Annotated in this window: 16 protein-coding genes; 7 read left to right on the forward strand and 9 right to left on the reverse strand. The window is 52.6% G+C overall.

Annotated elements, in window-relative coordinates:
* Positions 1-17: 17 nt before the first annotated feature.
* From ribBA to AB0A83_RS14505, 5 genes are all read right to left on the reverse strand, one after another.
* Positions 18-1,124 carry a bifunctional 3,4-dihydroxy-2-butanone-4-phosphate synthase/GTP cyclohydrolase II gene (gene ribBA, locus AB0A83_RS14485; RefSeq protein WP_367154545.1) on the reverse strand — a complete coding sequence of 369 codons (1,107 nt, stop codon included), beginning with the start codon at positions 1,122-1,124 and terminating at the stop codon, positions 18-20.
* A complete protein-coding gene (locus AB0A83_RS14490) occupies positions 1,125-1,781 on the reverse strand; it encodes a riboflavin synthase (RefSeq protein ID WP_150049600.1) in 657 nt (218 codons plus the stop codon).
* A 16-nt stretch (positions 1,782-1,797) separates the two neighbouring features.
* The gene (gene ribD, locus AB0A83_RS14495; RefSeq protein WP_367154546.1) at positions 1,798-2,889 is read right to left on the reverse strand and encodes a bifunctional diaminohydroxyphosphoribosylaminopyrimidine deaminase/5-amino-6-(5-phosphoribosylamino)uracil reductase RibD; all 1,092 of its coding nucleotides are present in this window, start codon (positions 2,887-2,889) and stop codon (positions 1,798-1,800) included.
* Positions 2,886-3,338 carry a transcriptional regulator NrdR gene (nrdR, locus tag AB0A83_RS14500; protein WP_150049604.1) on the reverse strand — a complete coding sequence of 151 codons (453 nt, stop codon included), beginning with the start codon at positions 3,336-3,338 and terminating at the stop codon, positions 2,886-2,888. The genes ribD and nrdR overlap by 4 nt, the downstream gene beginning before the upstream one ends.
* A 72-nt stretch (positions 3,339-3,410) precedes the next feature.
* Positions 3,411-6,794, reverse strand: a complete 3,384-nt coding sequence (locus AB0A83_RS14505; protein ID WP_150049606.1) for a mechanosensitive ion channel domain-containing protein — start codon at positions 6,792-6,794, stop codon at positions 3,411-3,413.
* 30 nt (positions 6,795-6,824) lie between these two features.
* On the opposite strand from AB0A83_RS14505, the gene AB0A83_RS14510 reads away from it, so the two are divergent.
* A complete protein-coding gene (locus tag AB0A83_RS14510) occupies positions 6,825-7,490 on the forward strand; it encodes a class II aldolase/adducin family protein (protein ID WP_367154547.1) in 666 nt (221 codons plus the stop codon).
* Between the two features lie 34 nt (positions 7,491-7,524).
* On the forward strand, positions 7,525-7,785 hold the full coding sequence (grxC, locus tag AB0A83_RS14515) for a glutaredoxin 3 (RefSeq protein WP_150049608.1): 261 nt from the start codon (positions 7,525-7,527) through the stop codon (positions 7,783-7,785).
* An 11-nt stretch (positions 7,786-7,796) separates the two neighbouring features.
* Here grxC and AB0A83_RS14520 read toward each other — a convergent pair whose 3' ends face one another.
* Complete coding sequence (locus AB0A83_RS14520; protein ID WP_150049610.1) at positions 7,797-8,375, reverse strand: PilZ domain-containing protein; 579 nt, start codon at positions 8,373-8,375, stop codon at positions 7,797-7,799.
* Positions 8,376-8,736: 361 nt separating this feature from the next.
* On the reverse strand, positions 8,737-11,538 hold the full coding sequence (gene ppc / locus AB0A83_RS14525; protein WP_367154548.1) for a phosphoenolpyruvate carboxylase: 2,802 nt from the start codon (positions 11,536-11,538) through the stop codon (positions 8,737-8,739).
* A 442-nt stretch (positions 11,539-11,980) separates the two neighbouring features.
* On the opposite strand from ppc, the gene AB0A83_RS14530 reads away from it, so the two are divergent.
* The gene (locus tag AB0A83_RS14530; protein ID WP_150049614.1) at positions 11,981-12,376 is read left to right on the forward strand and encodes a CBS domain-containing protein; all 396 of its coding nucleotides are present in this window, start codon (positions 11,981-11,983) and stop codon (positions 12,374-12,376) included.
* Between the two features lie 17 nt (positions 12,377-12,393).
* A complete protein-coding gene (locus AB0A83_RS14535) occupies positions 12,394-13,074 on the forward strand; it encodes a Crp/Fnr family transcriptional regulator (RefSeq protein ID WP_367154549.1) in 681 nt (226 codons plus the stop codon).
* 21 nt (positions 13,075-13,095) lie between these two features.
* Here AB0A83_RS14535 and AB0A83_RS14540 read toward each other — a convergent pair whose 3' ends face one another.
* The gene (locus tag AB0A83_RS14540; protein WP_190303149.1) at positions 13,096-13,269 is read right to left on the reverse strand and encodes a hypothetical protein; all 174 of its coding nucleotides are present in this window, start codon (positions 13,267-13,269) and stop codon (positions 13,096-13,098) included.
* 214 nt (positions 13,270-13,483) lie between these two features.
* Here AB0A83_RS14540 and AB0A83_RS14545 point away from each other — a divergent pair, with 214 nt between their 5' ends.
* From AB0A83_RS14545 to AB0A83_RS14555, 3 genes are all read left to right on the forward strand, one after another.
* Complete coding sequence (locus AB0A83_RS14545; protein ID WP_190303150.1) at positions 13,484-13,639, forward strand: hypothetical protein; 156 nt, start codon at positions 13,484-13,486, stop codon at positions 13,637-13,639.
* A gap of 164 nt (positions 13,640-13,803) precedes the next feature.
* The gene (locus tag AB0A83_RS14550; RefSeq protein ID WP_367154550.1) at positions 13,804-15,045 is read left to right on the forward strand and encodes a hypothetical protein; all 1,242 of its coding nucleotides are present in this window, start codon (positions 13,804-13,806) and stop codon (positions 15,043-15,045) included.
* A 122-nt stretch (positions 15,046-15,167) separates the two neighbouring features.
* Positions 15,168-16,406, forward strand: a complete 1,239-nt coding sequence (locus AB0A83_RS14555) for a hypothetical protein (protein WP_367154551.1) — start codon at positions 15,168-15,170, stop codon at positions 16,404-16,406.
* A gap of 82 nt (positions 16,407-16,488) precedes the next feature.
* Here the strand turns inward: AB0A83_RS14555 and AB0A83_RS14560 are convergent, their stop codons facing one another.
* Positions 16,489-16,710 (reverse strand): hypothetical protein, encoded by a 222-nt coding sequence (locus AB0A83_RS14560; RefSeq protein WP_367154552.1) that lies wholly within the window; start codon positions 16,708-16,710, stop codon positions 16,489-16,491.
* Positions 16,711-16,841 lie beyond the last annotated feature (131 nt).

A 16,841-nucleotide genomic window follows, 5' to 3' on the forward strand; every position in this document is an offset into this window, starting at 1 on the left:
AAGTCAAACGCCAGCGGTTAAGTGTCGATATGCTGGACCACTTCCAGGTCGAAGCCCGACAAACCTATGTATTTTTTCTGTGCGCCCATCACTTTCAAACGATGCACGCCTAAATCCGACAAGATGCGGGAACCGGTACCCGTGGTACGCCAATCACCGTCCGCGGTTAAGTCGCGCTGCTGTTTGACGCCGTGATCTTGCATTTCGTAGGCGTGAATCAGTTCCACCAACGACTTATTGTCTTCTTTTTGTCGAATGATCACCAACACGCCCCTGCCCTCTTCGGCGATTTTTTTCATCGCTTCGCGCACCGGCAAACTGCAGTCGCTGCGCTTGGAGAACAGTAAATCGTCGACCAGATTGCGGGCATGCACTCTAACCAGCACCGGCTGCTCGCCCGCCACATCGCCCATGACCAAAGCCAGATGCACGTTGTCGTCGTTGCGGTCTTGATAAGCGTACAAGCGAAAATCGCCGAATTCGGTCGGATACGCGCACTCGCTGATCCGTTCCAAGGTGTTTTCGTGCTTGATGCGGTAATGGATTAAATCGGCGATGGTGCCTATCTTCAAGCCATGGATTTCGGCGAAAGCTTCCAAATCCGGGCGGCGCGCCATAGAACCGTCGTCGTTCAAGATCTCGACGATTACCGCCGCCGGCTCCACGCCGGCCAAACGGGCCAAATCGCAACCGGCTTCGGTGTGTCCGGCCCGGTGCAATACCCCGCCTGCTTGCGCCATCAACGGGAATACATGGCCAGGTTGCACTAAATCGCCGGGCTGAGCGTTTTTAGCCACCGCTTTTTGGATAGTCAAAGCCCGATCCGCCGCGGAAATGCCGGTGGTTACCCCTTCCGCGGCTTCTATCGACACCGTGAAATTAGTGGAGTAAGGGGTTTGGTTGTCGTTAACCATCAGCGGCAAGCGCAATTGCTGGCACCGCTCGCGGGTCAGGGTCAAACAAATCAGACCGCGGCCGTATTTCGCCATAAAGTTAATGTCTTCCGGGCGAGCGAAAGCCGCCGCCATCAATAAATCGCCTTCGTTCTCCCGGTCTTCGTCGTCCATGATCACGACCATTTTGCCTTGGCGCAAATCCGCTATGATTTCTTCTATGCTATTCATCTAATTAATAAAACCGCTGTCATGTAATAAGGCTTCGGTAATATTGCCGCGGCATTGCGCGGCCGCTTCGCCCTGCATTAAACGCTCCAGATAACGGGCCAACAAATCCACTTCCAGATTCACCCGGGCGCCGGTTTCGGTCGAACCCAGCGTGGTCTCCTGCAAGGTATGCGGCACGATATTGACCGAAAATAACGCGCCGTCCACGTCGTTGACCGTCAAGCTGATGCCGTTGATGCAAATCGAGCCTTTTTCGGCGATGTATTTGGCCAGACTGTCGGGCGCTTTAAAGGTAAAACGTATCGAGCGGCCATCGGGCCGTTTTTGCGTGACTTGCCCGATACCGTCGACATGGCCGCTGACGATGTGACCACCGAGGCGACTGGACGGCGTCAGAGCTAATTCCAGATTGACCGGCGCGCCGACCGTTGCCGATTCGAGTGTGGTGCGCGACAAGGTTTCGTTGGAAACGTCCGCGCAAAAATAATCGGCGCCCAATTCCACGGCCGTCAGACACACGCCGTTAACCGCAATGCTGTCGCCCAGCGCGCAGCCGTCCAGCGGCAATTTGCCGGTGTTAATTTTCAAGCGGCAATCGCCGCCGCGTTGCTGCACGGCAGCGATACTGCCTATAGCCAAAATAATGCCGGTAAACATGCTTACCCCAAATGAGTCATCGAGTCAGGGTCAGGCGTAAATCCGGCCCGACTTGCCTGACTTGAGCGAAGTTAAAAGACTGGCGATCGGAAAGGTTTTGCAAGGCCGGAAAAGCAAACACCCCTCTGGCTTGGTCGCCCAATGCGCACGGTGCGACGTAGACTAACCACTCGTCCACCAAATCGGTCGCCAGCAAAGCGCCATTTAATATGGCTCCCGCTTCCACCCAGACGGTATTGATTTGCCGCCCGGCCAACCACGCGAAGGCTTGCTGCAGATCGACCCGTCCCGCCTGTGCCGCGACCTGCTGTACCGTACAACCCACGGCTTCTAACGCTTGGCGCTTGGGCGCATCGTCGGTGCAGGTTATTACCCAGGTTTCTCCCGGCAGATTCAGCATTCTGGCGGTCAACGGCATCCGCAATTTAGAATCCAACACGACGCGTACCGGTTGTATGCAATCGAAATCGACCCTGGCATTCAAAGACGGATCGTCCTCCAATACCGTGTCTATGCCGGTCAGAATAGCGCTGCTTTCGGCACGGAAGCGTTGCACGTCAGATCGCGACTCGGCCGAGCTTATCCATTGGCTTTGGCCGTTCGCCAACGCGGTGCGGCCGTCCAGACTCATCGCCAACTTGCTGCGTATATAAGGCAAACCCTTGACCATGCGTTTGATAAACCCCCGATTCAAGCGCTCGGCTTCGGCTTGCAATAAACCGCATTCGACCTGCACGCCCGCCGCTTGCAATTTAGCCAAGCCGCGGCCGGCCACCAGCGGATTGGGATCTTGCATCGCGGCGACTACCCGGCTCACGCCGGCCGCAATCAAGGCGTCGCAGCAAGGTCCGGTGCGGCCTTGATGGCTGCAGGGCTCCAAGCTGACGTAGGCCGTAGCGCCGACCGCCTGATCCGGATGCGCCAGCTTCGCCAAGGCATCGACTTCGGCATGCGCCTGTCCGGCTCTGACGTGCCAACCTTCCGCCACAACCTCTCCGTCTTTGACCAAAACGCAGCCGACCCGCGGATTCGGATCGGTGGTATACCAAGCGTTTGCAGCCAACCGAATAGCCCGCGCCATAAAAATCGCGTCCGCCGCCGCACTCATGATTTTTGCAGGCTGGCAATCATGTCGGTAAATTCGCTGACGTCCTGAAAACTACGGTATACCGAGGCGAAACGCACAAAAGCCACATGATCCAAATCGGCCAATTCTTTCATCACCAATTCGCCGAGCTCCATAGCCGGAATCTCCCGCTCTCCGCGGCTCATTAAGGCTTTTTTGATTCTGCTGATCGCCGATTCTATCGCATCGACCTTTACCGGGCGTTTTTCCAACGCTTTCTGCATGCCGGCGCGTAACTTGGCTTCGTCGAAAGCCACCCGAGCGCCATTGCGTTTGATGATGCGCGGCAAGGCCAGTTCGACCACTTCGAAGGTGGTGAAGCGTTCCTTACAGACGACGCACTCGCGGCGGCGTTTGACTTGATCGCCGTCGTCGGCCAAGCGGGTATCGACAACCCGCGTATCCTGAGCTGAACAAAAAGGGCAACGCATCGATCAAGTTCCGCCGTCAAAGCTTACCATTGTATTACACATCGTTTTATTCACGAAGCCGGAGCACCGGCTTTATTGCCCCAATATACCCGGTGCGACCGAGCGAACGTGGATGTCGCGCTGCGGGAACGGAATTTCGATGCTATGCTGCTGCAGAGCCTTGTATATACCCTTATACAACGCATTGGTGGTCGGCAATCGATCGCTCAATTCCCGCACATAGGCGAAGATTCTGAAGTCAACCGAACTTTCGCCGAAGCCGGCAAACACAATCACAGGCTCCGGTTCTTTCAACACTTTTTCTACAGAGCCCACCACTTGACGCAAGAGCGTTTCGACCTGTTCTATGTCGGTTCCATAGGCTACACCGATGTTGATTTCCAAGCGGGTCATGGTGTCGCTTAAAGTCCAATTGACCAAACGGTCGGTAATGATGTTTTTGTTGGGCACTACCAGTTCTTTTAAATCCCAATCGATGATGTGGGTCGCGCGCATTTGAATACGGCTGACGCGGCCGGTAACCTCTCCGACCGTCACTACGTCGCCGACCCGAATCGGTCGTTCGAACAATAAAATGATGCCGGACACCAAATTAGCGAAGATTTCCTGCAAACCGAACCCCAAACCGACGCCCAAGGCCGCTACCAGCCATTGTACTTGCGTCCAACTGCCGCCAAGTTCGTTGGCGACCGCCAAGAACGCAATGCTCACCCACAAATAACGTCCCAATTGAATCAGCGCATAGCGGCTGCCGGCCGTCATATCGAAGCGGCCGACCAGCAACAAATCGACCAAGGCCGGAAAGTTGCCGACCAAAATCACCGTCAAACCCATATACAACAAGGCCGCCAACAGATTTATCAGCGTCACGGCTTGCACGACCTCTTTACCATCCAGAACTTCCAGATGTTCCCAAAGCACCACTTGGTCGAACACCGACAGGGCCGGCAGAATGGAGCTCCAAATCATCCAGCATCCGACCGCCAGCATCACCACAATTAACGTCGACAGCAACTTGTTGCTTTGCTGTTGTATTTTGGATAAGTCAGGGGTCGCTTCGTCCGCCACGAAGGCTGCGCCTTCGTCACCGACAGCCTGACCGGCTTGTTGTTCGGCCTGTTTGCGCTTTTGCCGGGCGCTTTGTAAGGCCAATTCGCGTTTAGTGACCGTCAGCCAACGGGTCACCAAGGCGTGTATCAATGCCACGACGAATACCAAACGCAGCGTGCTTATCAGCTTTTGCTGCAACTCCAAGGCACTTTGGTAATAGCCGGCCGCGCTGAAGCCTATCACCACCCATGGCAACAACACGATCGCCGCATACCAGACATAGCGCAACCGGCTGATCCAGTTGTCAGAGGTTTCGAAATAGTTTTTCGCCACACCGGTGACGGGATGGGTTAAGCAATGCAACACGAACGACAGGGTCAGCATCAACACGATTTGTGCGCTGCGGCCTAACGCGTGGCTGTATTCCGAATAGGCGTTGTTGCCCGACATGCCGATCAGAAAGATGCACGGTATGATCACGAAGCGCGCCCATTTAAACTGTCGGTATAGCAAATTAGTGGTTCGGGCTTTCCAGTGAAACAGCAGTTCGGCCACGCTATCCGGCTTGAACAGCCGATAAAAAAACTGCACCATGCCCAGAGACAGCGCTGCGGCAGTCAAGCCTGAGGCCAATGCGCGGCTTAAATCGTCGCCGCCCTTGGCTAGATTCAAGGTCCAGCCTGCCCACAACATCAACAGCGGCGCGGACAGCGACAATAGCAGCAAGCAGGCTATGCCGTCCAAGGTATGCCCGAACCCCATCAAATAACGGCTGGCGCCGGTTTTGTTCAGCAAGCCGGCTAAGCGGGCTTTTACCGACTTGCGAAACCGCAAATTCAAACCGACAACGGCTAACGCGGGCAAGCAAACCAACGGGTTGCTGCCGAGTCCTTGCAAAAAAATATTGCCGACCGACAACCATGCGCTGGGACTCAACAAACCTATCAGCGCATGAAACATGTTGTTTAGATAATCTTTGCCGATCACCGGCGCGCTGGGCACCCATAACAAGCGTTGATCCAGGTAGCTGCCGAAACTATCGGCGGCATTCAATAGTTGTTGCAAGGTGAAATCCACGTCGCCCAACACCCGGGCATAAGCGGCATACGCAATGGCCAAACGCCCGATCAAATCCTTTCTATCGTTCAGCAACATACGCAATTCGGCTCGAATGCGTAGCACCTCGCCGGGCGAGGTATCCGGCGGCACATTGGCCGCCAAGGCATCCGCCAAGGTTTGGTTCACATCGACCAAGGCCTTCTTTTCGTCTTCCAATTTGAACATTTCCAAACTGGAGCGGGAAATCTCCTGCTGAATCATGTCGTTCAACGCACTGTAGCGCTTGCGTTCCGGCAGACTGCGGCGTTGCTCTCTCAACAAATTGCCCAACGCCGGACTCAAACCGGCCAAGCTGATTTTCTGTTCCGCGCTCTTGTAATCCTGCTGAACTTCGTTGTAACGGCTTTCCAGATCGCTCTTTTTTGCCAAGTATTTTTCGATGTCGTCGTTAACTTCCCTGAGATTTTGGTTGTACGCAATATTGATTTTGGTGGCTGCCTTGATCAAAGGGTGCTTGCCCTCGGCGTCTTTTTCCGCCTGCGCCAGAACCGCTTGTTCCTTACTGATTTCCGCTTGCCGACGCTCCAACAAACTGTTGTCCAAAGCATCGATAGATAGCGCCAGTTGTTCGCGTTTAATGCCCAACAGATGCCGCTGATCTTTTTGCAGTTGCAAACGCATCGGATTGATGATGTTTTCCAATTCCAAGGCCTTTTGCGTGTTGTTTAACAAATTGGCTCGAGTGTCCAACTGAACCTGCCTGGCTTCCATTTCGATCAGGCTCGCGCCCTGGCCGCCGGCCAAGGTCTGCAATTCTTGCTGTATGCCTAATTGTTTGGCTTTAATGTCGGCGATTTTTTCTCGGGTGCGTTGCGGCCCGTTGGTAAGATCGCTGATCGCGGTGTCGTTTTGCGCAATTTCCGCGTCTAAATCGCTCAAACGCGACTTCAAAATAATCAGGTGCTGCTCCAATTCGTCGCTCGGCAAATCGCTAAACCTTTCGCTTTTACCGTTGGTCAGATTGCGCTCCGCTTCGGCAATTTCGGCTTGCAGGCGCTTGGTTTGCAGGGGCAGTTCCTTAATCGCCCGTTTATACGCCTCGGCCTGCTGTTCTTGATTTTTGATTTCCCTAAGATTGTCCGCGCTTTCCTGATAAGCGCTTATCACCCGATTTTTCACGTCCTCGGCTAAATTTTGCTTATCTTTAACCGATTGGATCCGCTGCTCTATTTCCGGCAACACTAAAACGTTCAGCGACTTTTGCGTGCCGGCATAAGCCAACTGCGCATTTGCGGCCAATCCCAACCAACAAACCAGTAAACTTATGACAAAAAGCGAATATTTCATGAAGCGTTAGACACCGTGAACAATAGTGATATGAATTTAGTGCAGCCCGTTGACGAGCCGGAAGGCGTTATCAAGTACCAGCTCACCCATCGCCATGCCAACATACCCTACGATTTCGACGTAGCCGGTTTAAACGGCTGGCGTAATCTATTGTTTAAGCTGGGTTTGATCGGACAAAGCCCGGACAAGTACCAAGGCCTCGGATACGGCAACATCAGTTTGCGCCTGCAAGCCGAACGGCAGGCGTTTATCGTTACCGGCACGCAAACCGGACACTTGCCGTATCTATATCCCAAGCATTTTGCCATTGTTGAGGCAGCGGAACCACGGAAAAATTCAATCCTCGCGCGCGGCCCCTGCAAGCCGTCTTCGGAAGCATTAACCCATGCTAGCATTTATCTTAATTCTGCTGCCCAAGCAGTCATCCATGGGCATTGCCCGGAAATATGGCGGCATTGCCGGGCTTTAGGTCTAGCCGCCACAGATGAAAACATCCCGTACGGTAGCGTGCAGATGGCGGATGCGGTTGCCGCTTTAATCGACAGGATGAGGGATCAAAACACTACGGTATTTTGCATGCTCGGCCACTTGGACGGTGTGGTAAGCTACGGCGACAGCCTAGCGGAAGCGGCTACGGCCTTGTTAATTCAATTGGCCCGCGCGTTAGCTATTGAGATTCCCGCTTCCTCTGAGTAGAATCGCACTCTTTATTAGCAAAGGATAATTTAGCATGAGGTCAGAGATTGTTATTTACACGGGTCGCCTGTGCCCTTATTGCACCATGGCTAAACGTCTTTTCGAACGCAAGGGCGTAAGCTATACCGAAATCGACGTCGATTCCAAACCGGGATTGCGCGAGGAACTGATGGAAAAAACCCGGCGCAGAACCGTACCGCAAATCTTTATCGGCGAATTCCACGTCGGCGGCTTCGACGACTTGCAGGCCATGGATACGCGTAAAGAATTGGACCCCTTGCTGAACCTTGGCTAATCCGGCGTAAATCAAGGAATTTCGACGATTTGCAAACCGACCAAGGTAAAGTCACCTTGATTATTGACCCAAATCACCTTGCCTAAAGCCGACATACCGAACTCGTTAATCTGCAATTTGACCGGCGCATTCGGTTTAATCCCCGGGTGCTGCACGGTCAATTTGACGCATAAACCTCTGGCCGAGCGATTGATGCCTTCGACGTGCAGCCGGTCTTTACCAATGTAAAGCTCCGCTGTAAACGGCTCGGTTTTGCGATACCCCCGGCGCTTGATCCACAATTTTTCGGCGTTGTGAACGACACTCTCGAATTCCAAACCCATCAAAATTCTGCCGCGGTCTTCGCGCACCCACACTACTTTAACCTCGCCGGCCAACATCAACTCTTCGACAAATATTTCCGCCCTATCGTCTTCCAACAGCAATGCTTCAAAATCCTCCAGGTTCTCCAACAATTTGCCGCGTTGTAATTCAATCATCGCGCCTTTGACCGAAACGTCGTAACAATTAAACCGCAAGGTTTCGCCGCCGATATTCAATTCGCCCACGGCATTAAAATTTTTTCTGTATTCTTTTCTTTCCTGGAACATAGTGCGGATCTCTTTTACATCGATTTTGTACTGGCAAAGATAGTCTATTTTCCGTCGGTCTGACTCGGCAACTCGGTACAAGCTGTCGTCAACAGCGGCGGCAGGCGATTTGCGGCTGGATGATCCGGTGTGCGGGCGACAGGCGCGGGTTTGGCTAGTTCAACACGCGCTTGCCTGCCACCTAGGCTGCGATAGCCTATTGAAACTCCGCTATTCTCGTAGGAACGAGGCCTTCATTCGCTTAATGCTAGCGCCACTCCGACATAAATTGGAATACGCCGCCGCAGTTCAAAAGCTGCACTCCCACAAGCAATCCTTTCCATTACCGAAGTAGGAGCTGCCTTCATGAGCATTGGGCGGATTAACCCGTGTTGCGCATCCCGGCCGCGATGGCGTTGATGGTGCGTAACAATGGCTTCATCCAGCGACTTTGGTTACCTTCCTCCTCGTCCTCGTTCAAGGCTTTCAATAAGCTTGCTTGCATGTAGTTTAACGGGCCCAGGTAATCGTTGCGGCGGCGCAACGAGGCTGCCAGTTCCGGATTTTCCGCCAGCAAGCGGTCGCATTCGGCGATTTGCAAAATGCTGTCGACGCAGCGCCCGTATTCGGCGGCAATCAAGCCGTGAATTTTGGTGCCAACCTGCGAATCATTACATAAGGCGCTGTATTCGGCGGCTATCGTCATATCGGATTTGCTCAAAGCCATTTGCGCATTGCTGAGCAGATTGCGGAAGAAGGGCCAGGTTTTATACAGCTGCCGTAGCGCGGTCAAGCGTTCCTCATTACCTGCGCAATAGGCCTCCAAGCTGGAGCCTATGCCGTACCAGGCAGGAAAGGTCTGCCGCGATTGCGCCCAGGCGAACACCCAGGCGATAGCCCGCACCGAGTATTTGGAACGGTCTTGCTTTTTGCGGTGCGACGGCCGCGAGCCTATGTTCAACTGGCCGATTTCCTGCACCGGGGTAGCTTCGTAGAAATAATCCAAAAAGCCCGGGGTATGTTCGGTCAATTGCCGATAGCTGTGTTCGCCCAGCCGGGCTAATTCGTTCATCACCGCGATGTTGTCCGGGCGGTCCTGCTCGACCGGTTGGATCAGGCTGAGACTGGCTTTCATCAAGCCGGTGATGCCCATGGTCAATTCGTAAACCGCGGTCTCCATGTTGTTGTAGCGGTAAAACAATACTTCGCCTTGCTCGGTGAATTTGATCTGGCCGCGCACGCTGGCCGGCGGTTGGGCCAATATCGCTTCGTGGGTCGGACCGCCGCCGCGGCCTATGGTACCGCCGCGGCCGTGGAACAAGCGGCATGGCACGCCAAGGTCGTCGGCTATTGCCATCACTTGTTGTTGCGCGCGGTACAAGCCCCAAGCCGAAGCCAGAATTCCGCCGTCCTTACAAGAGTCCGAGTAGCCCAACATGACTTCCTGGCGCAAGTGCGAAGCTACCAGCAAGGCACGGTAAGCCGGCTGCGCCAACAGGCCGCGCAGCACGCTGTCGATATGGTTTAAATCGTCTATGGTTTCGAACAGCGGGCTGACGCCGATATGGCAATACCACTGTCCGCCGATCCGGCCGGCCAACCCGTTTTGCGCCGCCAGCAGCAACACTTCCATGATGTGACTGGCCGAATGGGTCATCGAAATCACGTAACGGCTAAAGCATTGATGGCCGACTTCGCGGCGCATTTGCGCCATGATTTGGAAGACTTCCAAGGTTTCCAGGGTTGCCGGTGACAATTGACTGGCGTCATAACCCAGACCGCCTGGAATCGCGATGGCTTCGGCCAAGACCTGCAGGCGCCCTTCTTCGTCCAAACCGAGATAATCGACGCCTAAAGCCGCACCCAAAACTTCCGCCACCGCTTGGCTGTGCCGGCCGGACTCCTGACGCACGTCCAACTGCATCAAGTGAAAGCCGAACACGTCTACCAGACGGATCAAATCCTGCAATTCGCGGTCGGCGACGATTTGCTCACCGTGACTGATCAAGGAGTCGCGAATCAGGTGCAAGTCGGTCAGAAAGCTTTGCAAATTGTTATAGGCGATAGCATCGGTTTGCGAACTATCGCCGGAGATACGCTGCTCGATCAATTCCGCCCGGCGCTGCATGCGGAACTTCATGAAGCACAGTTTGTTTCGGTAAGGTTCTTGCTGCGTGGTGCGTTCCAACGCTACCGCGTGCTCGCCGAGCAAATCCCGGTCTGCGTCCAGACTAAGCAAAAATGCTTCGGTCGGCTCGCACATCCCGTGCGAATAGGCCAGCTGTTCGCGCAATTGATCCAAACGGCGCACGTATTCCTGGGTGATGGTGCGCGCCTGCAAACGCAAGGCTAAGGCCGTGGTTTGCGGCTTTACATTGGGGTTGCCGTCACGATCGCCACCTATCCAGGAGCCGTAATTCAAGAAACCCGGTACCCGTACTTGGTCCGCGGCTTCCGCTCCGTAAACGTCGACCAGCGCCCGGCGAAAATTCCGGTAAACCTGGGCGGTGGCTTCGAACAGGGACAACGGGAAATAAAACAAGCCGGATTCGATCTCGTCTATGACACCCATGCTGCGCACCCGCACTTCGTCGGTTTTCCACAGCAATTGAATTTGACTTTGCAATTTGTCCAGGGCTTCCTCCAGGAAATAACCCTTCACGTCGCCGTGTTGGATCTTCTCCTGACTGATGAACACATTGCGCAAGGCGCCGCGCACCGTGCGGCGCTTGGCTTCGGTCGGATGCGCGGTCATCACCGGCAAATACAGCATCTCGTCCAACAGAGGTTGTAACTGTCCGGCAGTGATTCCCGCGTTCTTGAAACTTAGCAAAGTATCGTGGAACGAGCCGCGCCAGTAATGATTATGCCGTTCGATTTGGCTGCGCCGGGTTTGCAGCTGCGTGGTCTCTTCCGCGATATTCAGCAGGCTAAACAGCATGCTGAAGGCCCGAATCACGTCGCTCAGACTGTCTGCCGGCAATTCCTGCAAAGTATCCAACAATTGTTGGCGTTTAACCGCACCGGGGTCTTTTTGCAATTCCGCGAATTGACGTTGCAATTGCTCGACGGTAGCCACCACCTTGGGACTAGCCTGTTGTTTCAACACCTTATCCAGCATTTGCCTGAGCAAACTGATCGCGGCGCGTACTTCTTTGTCGTCGTATTCGGTTTGGGTTGTCATGCAGTATTTCCGAGAGTGAGAGAAAAGATGAGGGTAAATTACGATGGAATTTTTAAATAGTAAACGCGTAAATTAGTAGGGGAATTGAGCAACTAAGGATAAAAGCAAGCCCCCTGCCGCCCGACTGCAACTGAAATCCGCCGGACTGCGGGTAGTCAATTCAGGCGATGCTTTCAAGCAAGCGAACTAGACCAGGATAGGTCTTCATTGCTTACAAAGCATTGAATATAAATGATTTTGCACAAACTCGCGTCGCGTTTTGCGGCAAGAGACCACCGCCACGAAGTTGAAGCGGCACCGAAATCGAAAAAATTGCGTTAAATGGCGAACAAAAACTGGATAGCCGCTGTGTTTTTTATAATAATCCATAGGGTGCGAAGTGCGGCATCAGGAAACAGCCCAGCATCTCGCCGTTCAATAATAACAAGCAGGAGGTAGAGCTATGCTAGCAAAAATAGCTGTCGCAGATTACATGAGCGAACACGTTGTTACTGTTACTCCGGAAACCGAGGTCACCCATGCATTCAAAAAAATGTTGGATCACAAAATTACCAGCATGCCGGTGGTCAACAATCAAGGCAAATTGGTCGGCATATTCTCGGAAAAAGACGGCATGAAAATTGTTGTCGAGTGCGCTTACAACCAGAGCATGGCCGGGAAAGTCGGCGAATTCATGACGGACAATCCGGTCGTGGTTCAGTCGGAAGAGAGTTTGGTCGACGTAGCGGCCAAGTTTTTGAACTCGGCAATAAGAAGCTTTCCGGTGTTTCAAAACGGCGACATGGTAGGCATTATCAGCCGGGTCGACGTCATGCGAGCCTTGACTGCGGTTCATTAAACCCGTTTTCTCCAGCCGTGGTGCCGATACAACACTTAACACTGTGGAAACAGCATTTTCCAGCCTTCATCAATCAGGACGATCACGCCTTAAGGCAATTGATGGAGGCTGCACTACTGATAACAATTCCTGCAGGTAAACAAATTTTTTACCCGGGCAAGGCCTGCGATCACTATTTGCTGATGCTGGTCGGCAGCGTGAAAACGCAAATTATTTCTACCGACGGACGTGAAGTATTGCTGTACCACGTTTTACCGGGCGACTCTTGCGTTTTGACAACCTCCTGTCTTTTAGGCGATAACCATTACCCCGCCGAAGGTTTTACCGAAACCGATATCAGCGCTTTTGCAATTCCGGCCTATGTCTTCCACCGCTGCCTAAGCCAATCCGAATACTTTCGCGAATTCGTTTTCCGCAATTTTTCCAAACGGTTGAGCGATGTGATAAGACGCATGGAAGCTTTGAGCTTCGACAGCGTAGATCGTAAACTCGCAAAAGCGCTACTGGCCGAAGGGTGCGACATCATTCGCAAGACCCATAACGAATTGGCGGCAGAGGCGGGTTCTGCCCGCGAAGTTGTCTCCCGGCATCTGAAACGCTTCGAAAGTTATGGCTGGTTGAGTTTAGGCCGCGGCAATTTACGGATCATCGATACCGCAGCCCTAAAACGCATTGCCGTCCAAGATACGGCGGAATAATCGAACGGATTGACAGAAAATTTAACGATCGCGCTCAGCTTTAGCCTCGTTACCGATAAAATGCAATAACACAAAGCCGATCACGAAGCCCATCACTGCGGCAAACACCAAGGGTAAGGCAAATGGAATATCGTGGGGATCTTTTAAGTTCATTTGTAATACCCCAGACGCGATTGCGAATATAAAATCTAACATATAAACCTACCTTTAATAATTGTTGATTGATCCAAGCCACTCCCGCTTGCAACGGCTGAGAGCTGCCGAAAATATAAGGCTTGGCCTTACAACGCTCAGTAACTTAGTCACCGCAATCGCGCGAAATTTCGAACATAAATATTTTGCAAAACGCATTGGCTAGGCATGCGCATAAGGGTAAAATGTAGGGCTCTATCGTTTAGAGGGGACGAAAATGAAGGAACATCAACAAGACGAAAACATAAAAACAGCCAAAAACATCGCAGCCGCAGTCTATCTGCTCGCCATGATTGTGATTACCGGCGGATCTTATTTACACCAGCAAAACGGTGAAACAGCGCAAGAAGCTAAAATCAGTCAACATCAATAATCCGAAGCACGCTCAGACTAAAGACCCTAAGTTCAGGAATCACATTGAATAAACATACATAGCACCGGACCGGGTAAGCGGACACTCGGCCGGTGCCCTATTCCAATACGCTACAGTCGGGGGAAACAGCGGGAATAACCCAATTGGTTGAGGGATTTATCAACATGCAGAACCACACCGGATTGAAGCTACTCATTTTAAGCCTGTCCCTGACCCTACGCATCGCCCAGGCGGACGCCCTATCCGCTCTGAATATCAGCCTGGATTCCGACAACTCGCCTGCAACCGCAAAAATCGCCAGCAAGGCCAAGCGGTTGTTAGGACAAGGCGTCAAGCAGCGGCTTTTGGATAGATATATCGCGCATAACAACACGGAATCCGGCTTTGCCGCTTGCGTATCGTTAAATGACACAGTTTCACCAAAACGCACTGCCGCTCTGGTTAAAAAACTGCGTCAACTCACTCTAAACGTCGATTATACCGATAACTGCTCCCCATCCGCCTCTACCGACGTTAGCAACACGTCTGGGCCGGAGATAAAGTACGTCACTCTGTACAAAAAAACTTCCTTCGACGGTTACCACCAATTTTTAAACAGCCTAGTCGATAAACAAGCGGATTGGGAACAATTGTGGCATGACGCAAATACCGACGAATCATTGCCGACTGTAGACTTTAACACCCAGCGCGTCATCGGGATATTTTTGGGAGATAGGCCGGACAGCTGCTATTCGCTGGATATAACATCCGTTCAAATAGTCAATCAAGCAAAGATCCGGGTCAGCTATCAAGAAACCCACTGGATAGACGGAATTTGTCTGCAAGCACTGACTCAACCCAGCGTAATTGCGACAATAGCCGATACCCGGCTTCCGGTTGAGTTCGTCGCACTACCTGTAAAAAATGCATCCATTGATGAAACCGGCCGGAGGGATGACGGCGACGGATATGCACTGGATTTCGCGGCATTGCACTACACTGAAAACGGTGCCTGTCCAAATAGGGCGGCAAAGTACGATATAGCGATCGTAAAAGACCGGCAGTCTTGGCAGCAACACTGGCAGGACTGTTCCGAACCGACCTGGGACTCGCAAACCCAGTCCTTTATTAAATCCCCTCCGCCGTTACCCCAAGTCAATTTCGACACCGACATGGTAATCGGCCTGATCAGTGATGGTGGTGGTTGTGATGTAGCGAGTAAAATCGAGTCCATCGAATACCACCCAAACGGAGGGCTAGCGGTGAATTACCGTCCGGAGACTACGTTACCGCCGCCTCCGCATAACACGGCTTATGTCTGCACAGCCGATTATTACCAGATCAATCACTGGGTCTCCGCCCCCAAATCAAATCTGCCGGTTAAATTGAATAAATTACTAACCAAATACGTCGGAAGGACACAGTAGACAATGCAAAGCATAACGGGAATTGATCAACCATTCTTGTTCCCTCGCGTACTTCGATTGAAACTAGTGCATCGCCGATTGTAGATTAAATTCGAATATCAATCACATACCTGGACTACGCCATGCTACGAATTCTGTTTTTTCTACTCGTTGCCAGCCAGTACAACTTTGCAATAGCCGGCATTACTAGCAACTCACCTCCGAATGCGCTGAGCATCGACATTAAAAACCTAAATTCGACAAACGGGAAAAAAGCCGCGGCCAAGACCATCCGCTTATTAGGGGAAGGCGTCAAGCAACAAACTCTACAGCACTTCGCGGTCCGAACCGACAACTCCGACACTTTTTCCGCTTGCGCGAGCTTCAACGCTAATGCGCCGGTCAAAAAAACGCTTGCACTGGAGAAAAAACTGGCTTTTACAGGTAATGGGAAAGACGCAAGCGAGCATACGGCTACCCGGGTTGAGCAATGCAACAGCACAACTGCGGTCTCAGAGCAACCAATTTCCAGCGCTAACCGGCAACCGCTGATTTTTCGAACCTTGGATAGGCAACGCTATTCCGGGATTAGTAGCGCCCAATCGGTAACGATAAATGATGCCCTGCAATGGCAGGAATTTTGGAGCACGCACTTCGACGACAGCGTTGACCCGTTGTACTCCCTGCCTTTCCCAGCCCCGGAGGTGGACTTTTCCAGTCAAATGGTCATCGGCGTGTTTTTAGGGACTAAGAGTTGTTACGCTGTCGACATCGAAAATGTCGACTTGATTGACGAAAGAAAAATCGTAGTCAGCTACCGGGAAAATGCTCCGGCACAAGCCTCACTATGCAAAGACTCCCACTATGCGCCGGGCCATTTGATTGTCGTCGAGCGTTCCGATTTACCGGTCGAATTTAACAAGCTCCCCGCGGCCCGCGCCGCCCTGCCTATGAATCCGGTTAACGGCCTAAGCCCGTGGTATCTAGAATTGATTGACGAAAATTTCGATTGCCCGTTCCTGCTGCTGGAAACCGAAGCCTCCGCTTTTTGCAGTTCTCCGGAATCGTTCCACGACAAGGTATTGGTAAAAGACGCCATGAGCTGGCAGACCGTTTGGCAAGGCTATTTCGGCGCTGAAAGGCCGCTTCCGGAAATAGATTTTGCCACCAACATGGTAGCCGGCATTCATATTTCCGGCGGCGGCTGCGCCATAGAAGCGCGTATCGAATCGATAGAACAAGTCGGCGACCAAAAGATTTTAATCAACTATAGCCGAACCGCATTACCGATTTGCGCATACGGCTATTTTGCCAAGCTCAACTGGTATCAAATTCCAAAATCGCATTTACCGGTAGAACTCAATTTGGTGCAACCCCGATAATCCCCCGGACAGGTAAACGGCGTCGACACCATGCCGTTTACCTTGAACTAGCGTGCCTTTAGCGCATTTTCCAAGCAGACGATTATTTGTCGAAAAGTTTCGGCAGCCAAAACGCCACCAAACCTATCACGATTAAACCGGAAAATACCGACAAACCGAGTGCGTCTCGGTCCGCTACCTGATGACTCCGTTTTGCCGCCAATATCGAAGCCGAAGTCCGGCCGTCGGCGGCGTAGCCCGGCGCGGAATCCTCCGCATCAGCCCTGGCAGTCATCGAAACCAGCAGCGCGAAAGTGGCAAACATTCCAACAACCGACACTTTCCTAAAAGAAATCAGCCGAATTTGTCGAAACATAGGGAGTACCCTCCTTAAACGGCTTCCGGCAAAAAATAGGCCGGACCGACTGGCCTTTTTGCCTATCTCTACGCTAAAAA

The sequence above is a fragment of the Methylomonas sp. HYX-M1 genome, assembly GCF_040741385.1.
Taxonomy (GTDB): domain Bacteria; phylum Pseudomonadota; class Gammaproteobacteria; order Methylococcales; family Methylomonadaceae; genus Methylomonas; species Methylomonas rhizoryzae.

What these genes read in the sequence shown, in the direction of transcription:
- ribBA (WP_367154545.1), bottom strand. Translation starts at nt 1,124, where the DNA reads ATGAATAGCATAGAAGAAATCATAGCGGATTTGCGCCAAGGCAAAATG.
- AB0A83_RS14490 (WP_150049600.1), bottom strand. Translation starts at nt 1,781, where the DNA reads ATGTTTACCGGCATTATTTTGGCTATAGGCAGTATCGCTGCCGTGCAG.
- ribD (WP_367154546.1), bottom strand. Translation starts at nt 2,889, where the DNA reads ATGAGTGCGGCGGCGGACGCGATTTTTATGGCGCGGGCTATTCGGTTG.
- nrdR (WP_150049604.1), bottom strand. Translation starts at nt 3,338, where the DNA reads ATGCGTTGCCCTTTTTGTTCAGCTCAGGATACGCGGGTTGTCGATACC.
- AB0A83_RS14505 (WP_150049606.1), bottom strand. Translation starts at nt 6,794, where the DNA reads ATGAAATATTCGCTTTTTGTCATAAGTTTACTGGTTTGTTGGTTGGGA.
- AB0A83_RS14510 (WP_367154547.1), top strand. Translation starts at nt 6,825, where the DNA reads ATGAATTTAGTGCAGCCCGTTGACGAGCCGGAAGGCGTTATCAAGTAC.
- grxC (WP_150049608.1), top strand. Translation starts at nt 7,525, where the DNA reads ATGAGGTCAGAGATTGTTATTTACACGGGTCGCCTGTGCCCTTATTGC.
- AB0A83_RS14520 (WP_150049610.1), bottom strand. Translation starts at nt 8,375, where the DNA reads ATGTTCCAGGAAAGAAAAGAATACAGAAAAAATTTTAATGCCGTGGGC.
- ppc (WP_367154548.1), bottom strand. Translation starts at nt 11,538, where the DNA reads ATGACAACCCAAACCGAATACGACGACAAAGAAGTACGCGCCGCGATC.
- AB0A83_RS14530 (WP_150049614.1), top strand. Translation starts at nt 11,981, where the DNA reads ATGCTAGCAAAAATAGCTGTCGCAGATTACATGAGCGAACACGTTGTT.
- AB0A83_RS14540 (WP_190303149.1), bottom strand. Translation starts at nt 13,269, where the DNA reads ATGTTAGATTTTATATTCGCAATCGCGTCTGGGGTATTACAAATGAAC.
- AB0A83_RS14545 (WP_190303150.1), top strand. Translation starts at nt 13,484, where the DNA reads ATGAAGGAACATCAACAAGACGAAAACATAAAAACAGCCAAAAACATC.
- AB0A83_RS14550 (WP_367154550.1), top strand. Translation starts at nt 13,804, where the DNA reads ATGCAGAACCACACCGGATTGAAGCTACTCATTTTAAGCCTGTCCCTG.
- AB0A83_RS14555 (WP_367154551.1), top strand. Translation starts at nt 15,168, where the DNA reads ATGCTACGAATTCTGTTTTTTCTACTCGTTGCCAGCCAGTACAACTTT.
- AB0A83_RS14560 (WP_367154552.1), bottom strand. Translation starts at nt 16,710, where the DNA reads ATGTTTGCCACTTTCGCGCTGCTGGTTTCGATGACTGCCAGGGCTGAT.